13 protein-coding genes are annotated in these 16,823 nt (G+C 71.8%); 10 read left to right on the forward strand and 3 right to left on the reverse strand.

Translation table 11 applies throughout. From position 1 onward, the window contains the following. Positions 1 to 27 precede the first annotated feature (27 nt). The 8 genes from ACFXOA_RS14430 (at position 28) to ACFXOA_RS14465 (ending at position 9,953) form a co-directional block, all read left to right on the forward strand. Complete coding sequence (locus ACFXOA_RS14430; RefSeq protein ID WP_385026856.1) at positions 28 to 1,200, forward strand: Gfo/Idh/MocA family protein; 1,173 nt, start codon at positions 28 to 30, stop codon at positions 1,198 to 1,200. Next, entirely contained in the window at positions 1,197 to 2,021 is an 825-nt protein-coding gene (locus ACFXOA_RS14435) for a PmoA family protein (RefSeq protein WP_385026859.1), read from the forward strand. The genes ACFXOA_RS14430 and ACFXOA_RS14435 overlap by 4 nt, the downstream gene beginning before the upstream one ends. After that, entirely contained in the window at positions 2,018 to 3,568 is a 1,551-nt protein-coding gene (locus ACFXOA_RS14440; RefSeq protein ID WP_385026862.1) for a family 43 glycosylhydrolase, read from the forward strand. The genes ACFXOA_RS14435 and ACFXOA_RS14440 overlap by 4 nt, the downstream gene beginning before the upstream one ends. A gap of 281 nt (positions 3,569 to 3,849) precedes the next feature. Then, positions 3,850 to 5,184 (forward strand): ABC transporter substrate-binding protein, encoded by a 1,335-nt coding sequence (locus tag ACFXOA_RS14445; protein ID WP_385026865.1) that lies wholly within the window; start codon positions 3,850 to 3,852, stop codon positions 5,182 to 5,184. A 163-nt stretch (positions 5,185 to 5,347) separates the two neighbouring features. Continuing rightward, complete coding sequence (locus ACFXOA_RS14450; protein WP_385026868.1) at positions 5,348 to 6,175, forward strand: rhamnogalacturonan acetylesterase; 828 nt, start codon at positions 5,348 to 5,350, stop codon at positions 6,173 to 6,175. 83 nt (positions 6,176 to 6,258) lie between these two features. Then, complete coding sequence (locus tag ACFXOA_RS14455; protein WP_385026871.1) at positions 6,259 to 7,584, forward strand: polysaccharide lyase family 1 protein; 1,326 nt, start codon at positions 6,259 to 6,261, stop codon at positions 7,582 to 7,584. A gap of 168 nt (positions 7,585 to 7,752) precedes the next feature. Next, positions 7,753 to 8,868 carry a pectinesterase family protein gene (locus ACFXOA_RS14460; protein ID WP_385026874.1) on the forward strand — a complete coding sequence of 372 codons (1,116 nt, stop codon included), beginning with the start codon at positions 7,753 to 7,755 and terminating at the stop codon, positions 8,866 to 8,868. Then, positions 8,865 to 9,953: a dienelactone hydrolase family protein gene (locus ACFXOA_RS14465; RefSeq protein WP_385026877.1), complete on the forward strand. Its 1,089-nt coding sequence runs from the start codon at positions 8,865 to 8,867 to the stop codon at positions 9,951 to 9,953. The genes ACFXOA_RS14460 and ACFXOA_RS14465 overlap by 4 nt, the downstream gene beginning before the upstream one ends. Positions 9,954 to 10,031: 78 nt before the next feature. On the opposite strand, the gene ACFXOA_RS14470 is transcribed toward ACFXOA_RS14465, so the two are convergent. The 3 genes from ACFXOA_RS14470 to ACFXOA_RS14480 all read right to left on the reverse strand — a co-directional run bounded on the left by ACFXOA_RS14470 (position 10,032) and on the right by ACFXOA_RS14480 (position 12,835). Further along, positions 10,032 to 10,391 carry a hypothetical protein gene (locus ACFXOA_RS14470; RefSeq protein ID WP_385026880.1) on the reverse strand — a complete coding sequence of 120 codons (360 nt, stop codon included), beginning with the start codon at positions 10,389 to 10,391 and terminating at the stop codon, positions 10,032 to 10,034. A 161-nt stretch (positions 10,392 to 10,552) separates the two neighbouring features. Further along, positions 10,553 to 11,299: a GntR family transcriptional regulator gene (locus ACFXOA_RS14475; RefSeq protein WP_385026883.1), complete on the reverse strand. Its 747-nt coding sequence runs from the start codon at positions 11,297 to 11,299 to the stop codon at positions 10,553 to 10,555. A gap of 57 nt (positions 11,300 to 11,356) precedes the next feature. Further along, on the reverse strand, positions 11,357 to 12,835 hold the full coding sequence (locus tag ACFXOA_RS14480; RefSeq protein WP_385026886.1) for an MFS transporter: 1,479 nt from the start codon (positions 12,833 to 12,835) through the stop codon (positions 11,357 to 11,359). 140 nt (positions 12,836 to 12,975) lie between these two features. Here ACFXOA_RS14480 and ACFXOA_RS14485 point away from each other — a divergent pair, with 140 nt between their 5' ends. Beyond that, a complete protein-coding gene (locus ACFXOA_RS14485) occupies positions 12,976 to 14,493 on the forward strand; it encodes a sulfatase (RefSeq protein ID WP_385026888.1) in 1,518 nt (505 codons plus the stop codon). Beyond that, the gene (locus ACFXOA_RS14490; RefSeq protein ID WP_385026891.1) at positions 14,480 to 16,690 is read left to right on the forward strand and encodes an arylsulfatase; all 2,211 of its coding nucleotides are present in this window, start codon (positions 14,480 to 14,482) and stop codon (positions 16,688 to 16,690) included. Before ACFXOA_RS14485 ends, ACFXOA_RS14490 begins: the two co-directional genes overlap by 14 nt. The last annotated feature ends 133 nt before the right edge of the window (positions 16,691 to 16,823 follow it).

A 16,823-nucleotide genomic window follows, 5' to 3' on the forward strand; every position in this document is an offset into this window, starting at 1 on the left:
CGGGGCCGGAGCGGGGAGGGCGGACCGATGAGTGCCGCCACACCCGTGCCGATCGTCCTGGCCGGCGCCCGCGGCCACGGCCGCTGGCACCTCGCCAACATCCGCCGGCTCCAGCACCAGGGGCTCGTCAGGCTCGCCGGGATCTGCGAACTGGAGCCGCTGTCCGACGACGAACTCGACATGTTCGCCGGGGAGATGCCCGCGCAGTCCGCGGACTTCGGGGCGCTCCTGGACTCGACCGGCGCGAGAGCCGCAGTGATCTGCACGCCCATCCCGACCCACACCGCCCTCGCCCTCACGGCAGCGGCCCGGGGAGTCCACCTCCTCCTGGAGAAGCCCCCCGCGGCCACCTGGGACGACTACTCCCGGATGGCCGACGGGGTCCGGGAGGCCGGCATCGCCTGCCAGATCGGCTTCCAGTCGTTCGGTTCGCACGCCGTGGCCGCCATCAAGGAACTCGTGGCCTCCGGTGCGATCGGCGCGGTCCGCGGGATCGGCGCGGCCGGCGCCTGGGTCCGCGACGACGTCTACTTCCGGCGTGCGCCGTGGGCGGGCCGGCGCAGGATGGGCACGACCGACGTGGTCGACGGGGTACTCACCAACCCGCTCGCCCACGCCGTCGCCACCGCGCTCGAACTCGCCGGCCGGGGTACGGCCGACGACGTGGCCACCATCGAGACCGAGCTGTTCCGCGCCCACGACATCGAGTCCGACGACACCAGCTGCGTCCGGATCACCACCACCGACGGGATGCCGGTGACGATCGCGGTCACCCTCTGCGCCGAGGAGGCCGGCGAACCGTATGTGATCGTCCACGGCGAACACGGACGCATCACCTTCTGGTACAAGCAGGACCGGGTCCTCGTGCAGCGCGCCGGACACGGTCCCGAGGAAGCGGTGCACGGCAGGACCGACCTCCTGGAGAACCTCGTCGACCACCTGGAGCACGGCACCCCGCTCCTGGTCCCGCCCGCGCGCACCGGCGCGTTCATGCGCGTCCTCGAGGCCGTCCGCACCGCCCCCGACCCCACCCCGCTGCCCGAGAGCGCCTGGTACACCCGGCAGGCCGACCGCGGCGACGGCGTCCGGCGCATCGTGCGCGGCATCGACGGGGCCGTCGCAGCCGCGGCGGACACCCTCACCCTCTACTCCGAACTGGGCGCCTCCTGGGCGCGACCGAGCGAGGTGAGCACCTCATGACCACCGCACTCCTCAGCTGCGCCGGACGCCCCGTCGGCCGCTACAACCACCGGAACGGGACGGACGGGCGCCCCTACCTCCACCCCGTCACCACCCTCGCGGGCACCCCCGTCACCGAGGAGCGCCCGGCCGACCACATCCACCACCTCGGTGCCTCCGTCGCCGTCCCCGACGTGGCCGGGTACAACTTCTGGGGCGGGCGCACCTTCGTCCGCGACCAGGGGCCCACCGAGCTCGACAACCACGGCACGCAGCGCCACCTCGGCTGGAAGCTCCGCGACCCCGACGGCTTCGTCGAGGAGCTCAGCTGGGAGGCCGACGGCGCCGAACTCCTGCGCGAGCACCGCACCGTGGCCACCACAGCGGTCTCCGACACCGCCTGGGCGCTGGACTTCTCCTTCTCCCTCACCAACCGCAGCGGCCGGGACCTGTCCATCGGCAGCCCCGCCACCAACGGCCGGCCCGGCGCCGGATACGGCGGCTTCTTCTGGCGCGCGCCGAAGGAGCCGCAGGCCCCCGACGTGTTCAGCACGGAGCTCGACGGCGAGGAGGCCGTGCACGGCAGGGCGGCCGACTGGCTGGCCCTCGCCGGCGACGGCTGGACCCTCGTCTTCGCCGGGGCGACCGACGAGACCCGGCGGGACCCCTGGTTCGTACGGACCGCCGAGTACCCCGGCGTCGGCTCCTCCCTCGCCGCCGAGCGGCGCCTCGCCGTCGCCGCCGGAGACACCGTCGTACGCCGCGTCGTCACCGTCGTCGCCGACGGACGCCTCGCACGCGACGAGGCCGCCGCCCTCGTCCGCAAGGCGGTCGCCGGATGACACCCCCCTGGAGAGCCGACCTCGGTGACGGCACCTACCGCAACCCGGTCCTGAACGCGGACTGGTCGGACCCCGACGTCGTCAGCGTCGGAGACGACCACTACCTGACCGCGTCCAGCTTCGGCCGCGTCCCGGGTCTGCCGCTGCTGCACTCCCGCGACCTCGTCAACTGGACCCTCGTGGGCCACGCGCTCGACCGGCTCGCACCGGAGACGGACTTCGCGGTGCCGCGCCACGACTGCGGGGTGTGGGCCCCCTCGCTGCGCCACCACGCGGGACGCTTCTGGATCTTCTGGGGGGACCCCGACCACGGGATCCAGCAGATCAACGCCGAGTCCGTGCAGGGCCCCTGGAGCGAGCCGCACCTGCTCAAGGCGGGGAAGGGCCTGATCGACGCCTGCCCCCTGTGGGACGAGGAGACGGGCGAGGCGTACCTGGTGCACGCGTGGGCGAAGTCCCGCTCCGGCATCAAGAACCGTCTCACCGGCCACCGGATGAGCCCCGACGGGCGCGAACTCCTCGACGAGGGCACCACCCTGATCGACGCCGACACGATCCCGGGCTGGTTCACCCTCGAGGGCCCCAAGCTCTACCGGCACGACGGCTGGTTCTGGATCTTCGCACCCGCGGGGGGAGTGGAGACCGGCTGGCAGGGAGCCTTCCGGTCGAGGACCTTCGACGGCCCCTACGAGGAGCGCGTGGTCCTCGCCCAGGGCCGTACCGACGTCAACGGCCCGCACCAGGGCGGCTGGGTCAGGACCGCCGCCGGTGAGGACTGGTTCCTGCACTTTCAGGAGCGCGGAGCCTACGGCCGGGTCGTGCACCTCCAGCCGATGCGCTGGGACGAGGAAGGCTGGCCGGTCATCGGCGACGAGGGCGAGCCCGTCCTCACCCACCGCCGTCCGAAGGCCCCGGAGCAGCCCGCCTGTGCTCCCGCGTCCGGCGACCTCTTCCCCGGCGGGCGGCACGGCCCCCAGTGGCAGTGGACCGCCAACCCGCGGCCGGGCTGGACGGCGGACCACGAGGGCGACGGGCTGCGCCTGAGCTGCGTACGCACCGCGTACGCCCACGACCTGCGGGCCCTGCCCAGCGTCCTGACGCAGCGGCTGCCCGCCGAGGAGTTCACCGCCGAGGTGGGGATCACCCTGGACTCCGCCGAACCCGGCGCCAAGGCCGGCCTCGCCGTCCTCGGGGACGCCTTCTCATGGATCGGCCTGGAGGCCGGGACCGACGGCCGGCCGAGGCTCGTCCACCGGTACGCCGAATCGGTCGCCGAGCACGAGCGGGACGCCGAGTACTCCCGGCCCGCCCCCGGGCCCGGCGTCCGGGTCCGGATCGAGGTCACCCGGGGGGCACGCTGCCGGTTCTGGGCCGACACCGGCGACGGGTCCGGATTCCAGCCCTCCGGCCAGGTCTTCGCCGCCACCCCCTGGCGCTGGGTCGGGGCCCTGCTCGGCCTCTTCGCCACCGCACCGGCCGGCGACGGCCCCTCCGGAACAGCCTGCTTCACCGAGTTCAGCACCACCGGAAGACCCCTCACCGTCTGATCTCCGCACCGCTGTATGGGAGCCGCAATGACGCACCTCCGTACCGAGCGCACCAGAGCCAGAACACCCTTCACCGCCTTCATCCCCGCCGCGGCCTTCCGGCGGGCGTGGGGCCAGGACGGTGGCCGTCGGAAACAGCCGCCACAGGGGCTGCCGGCGTCCCCGCCGGGCCGTCGCCACGTGCGAGCCGGCCCCGCGCGGACCGGCACACCGGCACCGCACCGCACGTACCACTGACCTCCCCCCACGCACGCGTAAAGATCCGAGAGAGAAGAGCCGACATGAACATCTCGAAGACGCTCCGGGGGCGTGCCGCGACCGCGGTGTCCCTCACGGCGGTCCTGGCCCTCGGGGCCACCGCCTGTGGCGACGACGGCAGCAGCTCCGGCACGGAGGGCAGCGGGAAGGGCGAGATCACCTTCTGGGACAACAACGGTGGCCCCCGCACGGCGATCTGGACCGAGATCATCAAGGACTTCGAGAAGGAGAACCCTGACATCAAGGTCAAGTACGTCCCGATCCCGATCGCCGACGTCCAGTCCAAGTACGACACCGCCATCGCCGGTGGCGGCCTTCCCGACGTCGGCGGCGTCGGTACCGCCTACCTGGCCAACATGGTCTCCCAGGAAGCCCTGGAGCCGGTCAACGACCGCCTGGACGAGTCCCCGCTGAAGGGCAAGCTCGTCGAGGGCATGGTCGAGAGCGTCAGAGCGGCCGCCGGCCGTGGTGACGACCTGTACTCCGTGCCCACCTCCGCGAACAACGGCGCGCTCTGGTACCGCACCGACCTGTTCCAGCAGGCCGGCCTGGACGAGCCCGCCACCTGGCCCAAGTTCTACGAGGCCGCCGAGAAGCTGACGGACGCGAAGAACAACAAGTTCGGCTACACCATCCGCGGCGGCGCGGGCTCCATCGCCCAGGCCCTGGACGCGATGTACGGCCAGACCGGCATCACGGAGTTCTGGGACGGCGACAAGACGACCCTGAACGACCCGAAGAACGTGGCGGCGCTGGAGAAGTACGCCGCCCTCTTCAAGAAGACGACGCCGTCCGCCGACGTCAACAACGACTTCACCAAGATGGTCGCCCAGTGGGACTCCGGCACCATCGGGATGCTCAGCCACAACCTCGGCTCCTACCAGGACCACCTGAAGGCCCTCGGCGAGGGCAAGTTCCGTGGCATACCCGCCCCGATCGGGGAGGGCGGCACCCGCGTCCAGGTCTCCAACCCCGTCGACGGTCTCGGGCTGTTCCGTTCCAGCAAGAACAAGAACGCCGCCTGGAAGTTCATCGAGTTCGCCGCGTCGCACGAGTCGAACAGCAAGTGGAACGAGTCCGCGGGCGCCATCCCGGCCAACACCGAGGCGGCCAACGACCCCTGGATCTCGAAGACCGAGCCCACCGCGCTCGCCGCGAAGGCCCTGACCGACGGCTCCACCAAGATCGTCGACCTGCCGTACTACCTGCCCGACTGGAACAACATCAGCAAGGCCGACAACGAGCCCGAGTTCCAGAAGCTGCTCCTCGGCAAGATCACGGCCAAGGCCTTCCTCGACAAGATGGCCGACGAGCTGAACGCCGCCCAGAAGGAGTGGAAGGAACTGGGCAACGGCTGACCGGCCGTCCCGGCAGGGACGCCCCCCAAGACCGGGGGACCGGCGGCGGTCCGGGTCGCACCCCGCCGCCGGTCCCTCGCACCACCGGTGCCGTCCGGGTCTCCCCGGCGTCACCCGAAGCTCCTCCTTCGTCACATGTCCTCCCGGAGAGGCAGTAACGCCCGTGTCACTCACCCGCAGAAGGACGGCGGCCGCTCTCCTCGCGCTGCCGCTCGCGCTCAGCGCCACCCCCGCACTCGCCCACGGCGGCGGGGGCGGAAGGCCCCGCCCCAGGACGATCCACATCGCCGGTGACTCGACGGCCGCACAGAAGTACGCCGACGCCGCACCCGAGACGGGCTGGGGCATGGCCCTCCCGTTCTTCCTCGGACAGGGCCTCACCGTCGCCAACCACGCCATGAACGGCCGGAGTTCCAAGAGCTTCATCGACGAGGGCCGGCTCACCGCCCTCCTGGAGGGTGTCCGCCCGGGCGACCTCGTCCTCATCCAGTTCGGCCACAACGACGAGAAGACCGAGGACCCCGCCCGCGGCACCGACCCGTACACCACGTACCAGGAGTACCTGCGCCAGTACGTCAAGGGCGCCCGCGCCCGGCGCGCCGAACCCGTGCTGATCACACCCGTCGAGCGGCGGCGCTTCGCCGCGGACGGCACGGCGTCGCCCACCCACGGCGAATACCCCGCCGCCATGCGCGCCCTCGCCTCCGAGGACCGCGTGGCCCTGCTCGACATGCAGGCGGTCTCGCTCGCCCGCTGGCAGGAACTCGGCCCCGACGGGACCGAGGCGTACTTCAACTGGCTGGAGCCCGGCGAGTCGCCGAACTACCCCGACGGCCGCCAGGACAACACCCACTTCCGGCCCGAGGGCGCCATCGAGGTGGCCAGGATGACGGCCCGCGCCCTGCTCGAACGGCGCGTACTCGCCCCTCGCGATCTGCGCCGCCTCGACGACCCGATCCCCGCGGAACGGATCACCTGGCCGCAGGCCTGACCCTCCGCCCCACCGCGGGCCCGCCCGCGCACCCCTGGATCTCCCCCACTTCTTCCTTCACGTACGACAGTTAGGGATCAGCCATGCCCGCACGTATGAGAAACATCCGCGCCATCGCCGTGGTGCTGGGAACCGCCTCGCTCGCCCTCGCCGTGACCGTGCCCGCCCAGGCGACCGGTCACGGGAAGGGCATCGAGCGTTCCGTGCTCCCGGCCGGTGACGGCTGGGCCTCCGCCGAGGGGTCCACCACCGGCGGCGCGAACGCCACCCCCGACCACGTCTACACCGTCACCAACCGGGCCGAGCTCATCGCGGCCTTCGAGGACGCGGGCGACGCGCCGAAGATCGTCAGGATCGCCGGCACCATCCACGGGAACTCCGACGCCGAGGGCAACCCCATCGGCTGCGAGGCGTACCACCAGGACGGCTACACCCTGGACAAGTACCTCGCGGCCTACGACCCGGCGGTCTGGGGCATGGAAGAGGTCCCCTCGGGCCCCCTCGAGGACGCCCGGCTGGCCTCCGCCAAGCTCCAGGCCGCCGCTGTCAACGTGAACGTCCCCTCCAACACCACCCTCGTCGGTGTGGGCAAGGACGCCACGGTCATCGGTGCCAGCCTCCAGATCAGGGGCGTCTCCAACGTCATCGTCCGCAACATCTCCTTCGAGGACACCTACGACTGCTTCCCGCAGTGGGACCCCACCGACGGGGAGACCGGCCACTGGAACTCCGAGTACGACAACCTCGTCGTCTACGGCTCCAGCCACGTCTGGGTCGACCACAACACCTTCAGCGACGGCGACCGTCCCGACTCCGAGCAGCCCCGCTACTTCGGCGAGCTCTACCAGCAGCACGACGGGCTCTTCGACATCGTGCGCGGCGCCGACCTGGTCACCGCCTCGTGGAACGTCCTCAAGGACCACGACAAGACGATGCTCATCGGCAACAGCGACAGCGCCGGTGCCACCGACAGCGGTCACCTGCGTGTGACGCTGCACCACAACCTGTTCAAGAACGTCAACGAGCGCGCGCCCCGCGTCCGCTTCGGACAGGTCGACTCGTACAACAACCACTTCGTCGCCACCACCGGCAGCGTCTACGGCTACAGCTACGGCATCGGCAAGGAGTCCAAGCTCGTCGCCGAGTCCAACGCCTTCACCCTCGGTTCGGGCTTCGACAAGGCCAAGATCCTGAAGAAGTGGTCCGAGTCCTCCCTCACGGCGGGCAACAACTACGTCAACGGCCGCAAGACCGACCTGATCGCCGTGCACAACGCCGGTGTGCCCGAGGAGCAGCTCACCACGGGCGCCGGCTGGACCCCGACCCTGCGCACCAAGGTCAACCACCCGCTCGTCGTCCCGCTCCTGGTGGGTCTCGGCGCGGGCGCCGGCAAGCCGCTGGTGCGCTGACCTGATTCACCGGTGCGCTGACCGACGGGTCGGCTGACCCGTCGGTCGGCCTGCCCGCCCCAGACCGGCCGGAGCGGCACCGCACGCCTTCCAGCACCCCGGAAGGCGCCGCTCCGGCCTATTTCCCCGTACCCCGCAAGCACCCGCACAGCCCGCAAGGAGTACCGCATGCCCAGCAGACGCAGTGCCCTGTCCCTCTTCGCGGGCGCCGGTGCGGCCCTCGCCCTGGCGGCTCCCGCCGCCCAGGCGGCACCCGGCCGGCCGACGCGCCCCGGCAGCCCCTTCGGGCGCCACGGCTCGCCCTCGCACCGTCGCGACGCCCTCACGCTCTACGTCGACCCGCACGGCAGGGGGGACTTCACCGACGTACGCACGGCTCTCGACGCGGCCACCGGCACCGGCCGGACCCTGGTCATCGCCCCCGGCACCTACCGCGGCAAGCTCTCCGTCCCCGCCGACCGCGCGGACCTGACTCTGATCGGGGCGAGCGGCGACCCGCGCGACACCGTCATCGTCCACGGCGACGCCGCGGGCACCCCGAAGCCCGACGGCTCCGGCACCCTGGGCACCAGCGGCTCCGCCTCGGTCACCGTCCAGGCGGCCGGCTTCACCGCCCGCGACGTGACCTTCGCCAACGACTGGCTGCGCTCCGACAACCCGGAGTACACCGGCACCCAGGCCGTCGCCATCAAGGTGCAGGGCGACCGTTCGGCGTTCTACGGCTGCCGCTTCCTCGGCCACCAGGACACCCTGTACGCCGACACCCTGGCCCTCACCGCCTTCGCCCGCCAGTACTACCGCGACTGCTACATGGAAGGCGACGTCGACTTCGTCTTCGGCCGCGCCACCGCGGTGTTCGACCGCTGCCACTTCCGCACCCTGACCCGCACCGACCTGGCCGCCGCCCCCTACGGCTTCGTGTTCGCCCCCAGCACCGCCGGAGCCAACCCGCACGGCTACCTGGTGCTGCGTTCACGGGTCACCAGCACCGCCCCCGACGGCTACTACAAGCTGGCCCGCCCCTGGGTTCCGTCCTCCGACCTCACCGCGCACCCGATGCTGACCGTCCGGGAGAGCCACCTCGGCGCCGGCATCGACGCCGCCGAACCGTACGGCACGATGTCCGCAGGCTTCCCCTGGCAGGAACAGCGCTTCGCCGAGTACCGCAACACCGGCCCCGGCGCCCGTGTCACCGTCCCCGCCGACCGGCCGCAGCTCACGCGGGCCGAGGCCCGCACCCACACCCCGGCCGACTACCTCGGCGACTGGCACCCCTGCGTGTGAACTCGGGGATCACCGGGCGGGTGCTGCCCTCCTTCCACGAGCGGCTGAGGGAAGGACTCACCTTCCCGCTCGCCTGGGAGCGGTACGCGGGCGACTTCCCGGCCTGGCGCGCGGAGGCGCGCGCCAGGGTCCGCGAGACGCTGCTGCAGCCGCCCTTCTCCGGACCCTTCGACCCGGTGACCGTCGACGAGCACGCCGAAGGCGCGTACACCTCGCGCACCGTGGAGTTCGCCCTCGGTCGCCACGGGCGCGCCCTCGGCTCCCTGCTGGTGCCGCACGGTACGGGCCCCTTCCCGGCGGTGCTCGTCCTGCACGACCACGGGGGCGAGTTCACCATCGGCAGGGAGAAGGCCGTGCGTCCCCGCTCCGGAGGCCCGGAGCGGGGAGGCCGCGCGCGGGCATGGGCGGACCGGCACTACGGAGGCCGCTTCATCGGGGACGAGCTGGCCGCCCGGGGCTACGCCGTGCTCGCCGTGGACACCCTCGGCTGGGGCGACCGGGGCCCGCTCGCCTACGAGGACCAGCAGGCCCTCGCCGCCAACCTGCTCCAGCTGGGCACCTCGCTCGCGGGCCTGACCGCCCACGAGGACATCCGCGCCGCCGCCTTCCTCGCCTCGCTCCCCGAGGTCGACAGCCGCCGGGTCGGGGCGCTCGGCTTCTCCATGGGCGCCTACCGCGCCTGGCAGCTCTCCGCCCTCTCCGACGACGTCCGCGCGGCGGCGGCCGTCTGCTGGATGACCTGCCTGCACCACATGCTCGTCCCGGGCGACAACACGCTGCGCGGCCAGTCGGCCTACTTCATGCTGCACCCCGGTCTCAACCGGTACCTGGACATCCCGGACGTGGCGTCGGTCGCGGCGCCGAAACCCGCGCTCTTCCAGGCGGGTGGCGCCGACCGCCTCTTCCCGCTCGCGGGGGTCACCGCCGCCTACCGGAAGCTGCGCGCGGTCTGGGATTCGCAGGGAGCCGGCGACCGTCTCACGACCGAGATCTGGCCCGGCCAGGGGCACGCGTTCGGCAGGGGCATGCAGGACGCGGCGTACGAGTGGCTGGACCGGTGGGTGGGAGAGGCCGACGCGCCGTAGGGCCCCGGCACCTCCCACGGACAGGGCGAGGGGGCTCCCCGACCGGTGGTCCCGGAGCCCCCCGCCGTACCAGGCCGGCTACGACAGGCAGCGGCCGCTCGGGGACGCCTCGATCGCGGTCACCGTGTGCGAGACCTCGACGGACTGCCCCGGTGCCACCGAGAAGCCGTACTCGGCGTCGACGCAGTAGGTCACCGAGGTGTCGTTCGAGATGCTCGTGACCTCGGAGGCGCGCAGGAAGGTGTAGGAGTCACCGTCGGCGACGTACACGGTCGGCTCGTAGATGTCGTTCACGGTCATGCAGACGTATCCGTCCACATGGCAGCCCGCGGCGGCGGTCTGCGCGCCGGCCGCGCCCGCCGCGCCCGCGCCGAAGACGGTCAGGGCGGCCATGGTGGTGCCGACGAGAACTCCGCGCCAGGCGTTGTGTCGCAACATTGGGGGTTTCTCCTGCGGTTGGGCGCGGCTCATGACCGCGCGTCCCGAACTGTGTTCTGCCGACGGCGAGTTGCCCGTCGATCAGTGATCGCCATGGAAGCTAGGGAGCAGGCGTTACTGAGGCGTTACCCGCCTCGGCCGACCGGTCCGGAGCGGCGCTCCTACTGGAGTCCCGCGCTGTTGAAGGCCCGACGGAGCGTCAGGTCGACGATCTCCGTGTCGAACTGCACGACCGAGTAGCCGATCGCCGACCCGGAGCCGGTGAAGCAGGTCTGGGTGATCTGGACCAGGGGGACGGGCCGGTCGTCCGGTCGGATCCCGAAGGCGTCCCCGGCGAGGGCCGCCTGGATCTTTCCCTCCATGCGGTGCAGTGTCTCTCCGGACTGGTCGCGGATGAGCCCGATGAAGTCGACCTCCACGTCCCGCAGGGGGGTGAGGTCCACCGTGCGCCCGGCGATCGTCTTCAGGCACCAGTCCCGGAGACGGACCGCCGGCTGTCCGTCCACCGTGAAGACACGCTCGACGTACCAGGTCTCCGAGTCGTCCCCGGGCAGGTCCAGGCCGGCCGCGACCTCGGGGCCGGGCCTCACGGAGGCGAGGTGCCAGTGGGACAGGCCGGGCTCGCGCCCCGAGCTCTTGATGATCTCCTTGACGGGGATGACGTCGGTCACGCTGAACGACGCCGGCGGCGCCGGGGCGAGCACGGTGGTGCCCACACCCCAGCGCCGCTCGACGAGGCCGTCGGTGACGAGGATGGCCACGGCTTCCCGGACCGTGTTGCGGCTCAGGCCGATCCGGCGGGCGAGTTCCGCCTCCGGAGGCAGCCGGTCACCCGGCCGGTAGTCCGCGGCGATCAGCGCGCGGAGCTCTTCTGCCGCCTGTGCTCGGAGCGTGCGTAGCCGTGTCAAGGGATCTCCATCCTCGTCAGCCGCCCGCGGCCGGTGGTTCGGGCGTCTGGGTGAAACCTAACGGGCGCCGGAGGGCGACGAGGCGACGCCTGCCGTCGCGGCCTCGGTACCGTCCCGCTCCACCTCTCCGACGTCGGTCCGGGGGATGAGGAAGGAGACCAGCAGCCCCAGGAACGCAAGGCCCGTGCAGGTCCACAGAGCGGTGGCGTACCCGTGGTGGGTGGGCGCTCCGCCGTCCTGCAGCTGGGTGATGATCCCGCTGCTCACGGCGACACCGAGCGAGGCGCCTATACCGAAGGCGGCGGTGTTGAAACCGGTCAGCGCACCGGGTGCCTCCCGCGACGACAGGAGCACTCCCAGGCCGTCCAGGGCGGTGAGGACCAGCCCGGTGTAGCAGGCGCCCAGCACCAGGGTCACGGCGAACGCGATCTCGGGACTGTCGCTGAACGCCGCGAGTACGGCGAGGCCCGCGACCGTGACGACCAGGCCGGTGTTGAGGATCACACGCCAGCCGATCCTGGGGGCGAGGGAGCCGGCGAAGGGGGCGAACGCGAAGCCGACCACGGAGACCGGCATGGTGTACAGCAGCGCCGCCGTGGTGGCGCTCATCCCGAAGCCGCCGCCCGCGTTCTGCGCGAGCAGGGGCAGCACGAACAGGGTCGCCGCACCCGCCCCGGCGAGCGTGAGGACATTGGTGAGGAGCAGCGGCCAGGCCCGGCGGGAGCCGAGTTCGCTCGGCCGGATGAGAGGTTCCGCGGCCCGCTTCTCGACGAACGGGAAGGCGGCGAGGAACACGATGCCCACCGTGAGGGCGACAAGGGTGCCCGGGGTCGTCCAACCCCACTTGCCGCCCTGGGAGAGGGTCAGTGACAGCCCGGTCAGACCGACCGCGACGGTGAGCGAGCCCTTCCAGTCGAGGCGCCGCTTCTCGGAGGCGGCGGTCTCCGGCACGACGAAGTAGACGCAGACGAACGCGGTCGCGGTGAAGGCGACCATGCACCAGAACACCGCCCGGTAGCCGAAGGTGTCCACGATGCTCCCGCTGACGACGGCCTCCGCCCCGCCGAGCCCCGCCTTGATCGCCGCGATGACCGCCAGTGCCTTGCTGAAGGTCTTGAGGTCGAGCAGGTCGTGCAGGATCAGGAAGGCGAAGGCGAAGACCGCGCCGCACATGCCCGAGAGCGCGCGGCCGGCCAGGTAGAACCCGACGCCCGGCGCCAGTGCCACCACCACGTTGCCGACGACGAGCACACCGAGGCTGAACAGGAGGGCCCTGCGGCGGCCCGTCCAGTCGCTGATCCGGGTGACGACGATGGCGGAGATCGCCCCGATCATCGCGAAGAGGGTCTGCGCGAGGCCGACCGTCGCGGTGTCCGTGTGCAGGCTCTCGATGATCTGGGGGTTCGCGGGCGCGATCATCGTGTTGTTGAGCTGGTAGCTCCCGACGGCAAGCAGGAGTGCCGTCACCAGCCAGGCCGTGGCAGGCGTTCTCCCCACCGGCGCGCGGCGTCTCGACGAGTGGTCGACAGGGGTCATCCGGGGCTCCCTCAATGGAGATCGGACCTCTGAGGGTCCAAGGTTTGGTCCATGTAAAGGTCTGATTCATCCCCTGTCAAGGGATGGACATCCAGAGGTCCAACCTCTACTTTCGAGGGTCGAGAGAGCTGGAGCCGCACATGACCACGAACATCCTCGTCTTCCTGACCGACGACCACGCGCAGTGGGCCGCCGGGTGCTACGGGAACTCCGAGGTGCAGACCCCCAACCTCGATCACCTCGCGGAGACGGGCGTGGTCTTCGACAACGCCTACACCCCCTCACCGGTCTGCTCGCCGGCCCGTGCCTCCTTCTTCACCGGGCGACTGCCCTCGCAGCACGGAGTGCACGACTACCTCGCCGAGGCCGATCCCGAGGTGCGCTCCACCGACTGGCTCTCCGGCGAGCGCCTGATCAGCGAGGTGCTGCAGGAGCGGGGTTACGTCACCGGGCTCACCGGCAAGTGGCACCTCGGCCGCGGCGAGCGCCCGGCACGCGGCTTCGACTTCTGGTACTCGCGGAGCGCGCCGGTCTCCGAGGCGGAGGGCTACCACACCCCCTGGCAGCGCACCGAGCCCGTCGAGAAGCGCTACGACCGGCAGGCCATCACCGACCGCGCCATCGAATTCCTGCGCAACCGGTCCCTCGAAGGCGACGAGAAGCCCTTCTTCCTCTTCGTCGGCCACCTCGCGACCCACAGCCCGTGGACAGGCGCCCCCGAGCGGCTGGTCAGCCGCTACCGCCGCGCCACCTTCCGTGACATACCCCAGGACGTCACCCACCCCTTCGGACGCCTGCGGTCGGAATCGCTCTACCCCAGCCGGAACGATCCCCGCGAGGCACTCGCCCAGTACTACGCCGCCGTCACCGACATCGACGAGCAGGTCGGCCGGGTCCTGGACACCCTCGACACCCTCGACCTCCGCGACGACACCCTGGTGATCTACACCAGTGACCACGGCCTCAACACGGGCCACCACGGCATCTGGGGCAAGGGCAACGGCACCCTGCCCTACAACGTCGTGGACGAGTCGATCCGGGTACCGCTCATCGTCAACCACCCCGGCTCGGTCCTCGGCGGCCAGCGCCGCAGGGAGAACGTCTCCCACGTCGACACCTTCCGCACGCTCCTGGAGTCCGCCGGCGCCCCGGCACCGGACGGGCCCACCAGCCCGTACCCGGGCCGCAGCTACCGCGGCGCCCTGCTCGGCAGGCCCCTGCCCGAGGCGCCGGACCTGGTCTTCGCGGAGTACGGAAACCTCCGCATGGTGCGCTCGGAACGGTTCAAGCTGGTCCGCCGTTTCCCGGACGGACCGCACGAGATGTTCGACCTGCGGCGCGACCCCCGCGAGACCACCGACGTCATCGACGACCCTCGTCTCCGGGAACGCCGCACCGAACTGGACGAGGCGCTCGCACAGTACTTCGCCACGTACGAGGAGGCGGACAGGGCGGGCACGCACGTGCTCGACCAGCCACGCCACAACGGCGACGAGGCCTGGCGCGACGACCGGCCGCCCGTCCTCGTCGAGTCCAGCCAGTGGCTGGAGAACCTGGAGGAGAGCATCCAGGAGCGGCGCCGGCAGACGCGCGCCGCCGAAGACACCGGCCCCGGCACCACCGTGACCACCGACGGAGACAGCCATGAGCACCACTGACGCCGCCCAGGCCCCGGCGGGCCGCACCGCCGCCGAGTGCGTCCCCTCGTGGCCGGACCCGCCCCGCCCCGGCCTGCCCAACGTCCTCACCGTCGTCCTGGACGACACCGGCTGGTCCGACTTCGGCTGCTACGGCTCCGAGATCCGCACGCCCGCCATCGACGCGCTCGCGGCCGGCGGACTCCGCTTCACCAACTTCCACGTCAACCCGATGTGCTCCCCGACCCGCGCCAGTCTGTTCACCGGCCGGAACAACCACAGCCTCGGCATGCGCTTCATCGCGGACACCGACACCGGCTTCGACAACTCCCGCGGCAGGATCGACCCCGGCGTGCCGCTGCTCCCGGACCACCTGCGGCCGCACGGCTACGGCTCCTACCAGGTGGGCAAGTGGCACCTGGCCCCCGGACACGAGATCACGCCCGCCGGCCCCTACGACAACTGGCCGCTGCGCCGCGGCTTCGACCGCTTCTACGGCTTCATGGGCGGTGCCACCGACCAGCGGGCTCCGGAACTCTTCGAGGACCACCACCCCGTCCAGCCCCCGGCCGGGCCCGGCTACCTCCTCTCGGAGGACCTCGCCGACCGCGCCATCTCCTACCTGCGCGAGCACCGCACCTACCGGGCGGGCAGCCCCTTCTACCTGAACCTGGCACTGGGGGCCACGCACGCGCCGCTCCAGGCGCCCCGCGCGTACATCGAGCGCTACCTCGAGACGTTCACCAAGGGCTGGGACCGGACCCGCGTGGACCGGCTGCGCCGCCAGACCGAGGAAGGCCTGGTGCCCGAGGGAACCGGACTGACCGAACGCAACCCCGGTGTCGCCCCCTGGGACGAACTGACCGAGGACCAGCGGACCCTCCACACCCACCTGCAGGCCGTCTACGCCGGATTCCTGGAGCACGCCGACGAGCAGATCGGCCGCGTGGTCGCCGCCCTCCGGGACTGGGGCGAACTCGACAACACCCTCGTCATGGTGCTCTCCGACAACGGAGCCAGCAGGGAGGGCGGCCCGCAGGGCGCGGTCGACGTCAACGCCCCCTACAACGGCATCTCCCAGACCGTGGAGCAGGAACTGTCCCGCCTGGACGACCTCGGCGGCCCCCGGGGGCCCGCGCACTACCCCGAGGGGTGGGCCACCGCGAGCAACACCCCGTTCCGCCTCTACAAGCAGTACACCGACCTCGGCGGGGTCCGGGTGCCGCTGGTCGTGCACTGGCCCCTCGGCATCCCCGAACGCGGCGGGATCCGCGACCAGTTCGTCCACGCCGTCGATGTGGCGCCGACCATCCTGGAGGCGGCCGGCGTCCCCGTCGACGCGTCGCGGTTCGACGGCGGAAGCATGCTCGCCGTGCTCGCGGACGCCACCGCCCCCGCACCCAGGGACACCCAGTACTTCGAGATGCTGGGCCACCGCGCACTGTGGCACCAGGGGTGGAAGGCCGTGACGACACACCTCCCCGGCACCCCGTACGAGGACGACGTCTGGCGGCTGTACGACACCCGGCGGGACTTCTCCGAATGCCATGACCTGGCGGGCGAGCAGCCGGAACGGCTCGCCGGCCTCCGAAGCATCTGGGAGAGGGAGGCCGAGCGGCACGGGGTCTTCCCCCTGGACGACAGGCCTCTGAAGGCGCTGCTCGCGCTGCGCACCGGCCAGGGCATGCACGGCGCCACCCATGTGCGGCTGGAAGCCGGAGCCTGCCATGTGCCGGCGCCGACCCGGATCACCGGGAGCAACAGGTCGATGAGGGCGACGGCGCTCCTGCGCCGTACGGCCGACGGAGTCCTGCTCGCCAGTGGCACGGCGGCGGGCGGTTACGTGCTCTACATCAAGGACGGGCACCTGGTCTTCGAGCACAACCTGCTGGGCGACCACGTCGTCTGCGCCTCGCCCGGCCCGCTGCCGGCGGGGACGGAGACGGCCGGCTTCCGCCTGCTGTGCCGGGCGGACCGCTCGGCGCGCGTGATCATCGAGGCGGGCGCGGTGCCGCTCGCCCACGCCGGTATCCCGACGACCGCGGGACGCCTCTCCGGCTACGGCCTCGACGTCGGCAGGGACACCCTCAGCCAGGTGTCGACGGCGTACTCCGGTGAGTTCCCGCAGCCCGAGGGCGCGCTGGTGCACGTCGACCTCGACTTCACGGCACCGGAGGACGTCGAGGACGTCGCCGGGACCATCGAAGCGGTCGAATGAGCTGACAGGGGCCCGTGCCGCGGAGCCCGCCCCGGATCCGTGGCCCCGGCACCCTGCCACCGGTGGGCGGGCAGCCAGCCCGCCCGACGCCCCGTGGCACGCGGGGCGTACAGGCAGAGACCCGGTCCGGCGC

Source organism: Streptomyces sp. NPDC059166, from assembly GCF_042755185.1.
Taxonomy (GTDB): domain Bacteria; phylum Actinomycetota; class Actinomycetes; order Streptomycetales; family Streptomycetaceae; genus Streptomyces.

Bases quoted from the DNA above. Each gene is read 5' to 3' on its own strand.
- ACFXOA_RS14430 (WP_385026856.1), top strand. From the start codon at position 28: ATGAGTGCCGCCACACCCGTGCCGATCGTCCTGGCCGGCGCCCGCGGC.
- ACFXOA_RS14435 (WP_385026859.1), top strand. From the start codon at position 1,197: ATGACCACCGCACTCCTCAGCTGCGCCGGACGCCCCGTCGGCCGCTAC.
- ACFXOA_RS14440 (WP_385026862.1), top strand. From the start codon at position 2,018: ATGACACCCCCCTGGAGAGCCGACCTCGGTGACGGCACCTACCGCAAC.
- ACFXOA_RS14445 (WP_385026865.1), top strand. From the start codon at position 3,850: ATGAACATCTCGAAGACGCTCCGGGGGCGTGCCGCGACCGCGGTGTCC.
- ACFXOA_RS14455 (WP_385026871.1), top strand. From the start codon at position 6,259: ATGCCCGCACGTATGAGAAACATCCGCGCCATCGCCGTGGTGCTGGGA.
- ACFXOA_RS14460 (WP_385026874.1), top strand. From the start codon at position 7,753: ATGCCCAGCAGACGCAGTGCCCTGTCCCTCTTCGCGGGCGCCGGTGCG.
- ACFXOA_RS14470 (WP_385026880.1), bottom strand. From the start codon at position 10,391: ATGTTGCGACACAACGCCTGGCGCGGAGTTCTCGTCGGCACCACCATG.
- ACFXOA_RS14480 (WP_385026886.1), bottom strand. From the start codon at position 12,835: ATGACCCCTGTCGACCACTCGTCGAGACGCCGCGCGCCGGTGGGGAGA.
- ACFXOA_RS14485 (WP_385026888.1), top strand. From the start codon at position 12,976: ATGACCACGAACATCCTCGTCTTCCTGACCGACGACCACGCGCAGTGG.
- ACFXOA_RS14490 (WP_385026891.1), top strand. From the start codon at position 14,480: ATGAGCACCACTGACGCCGCCCAGGCCCCGGCGGGCCGCACCGCCGCC.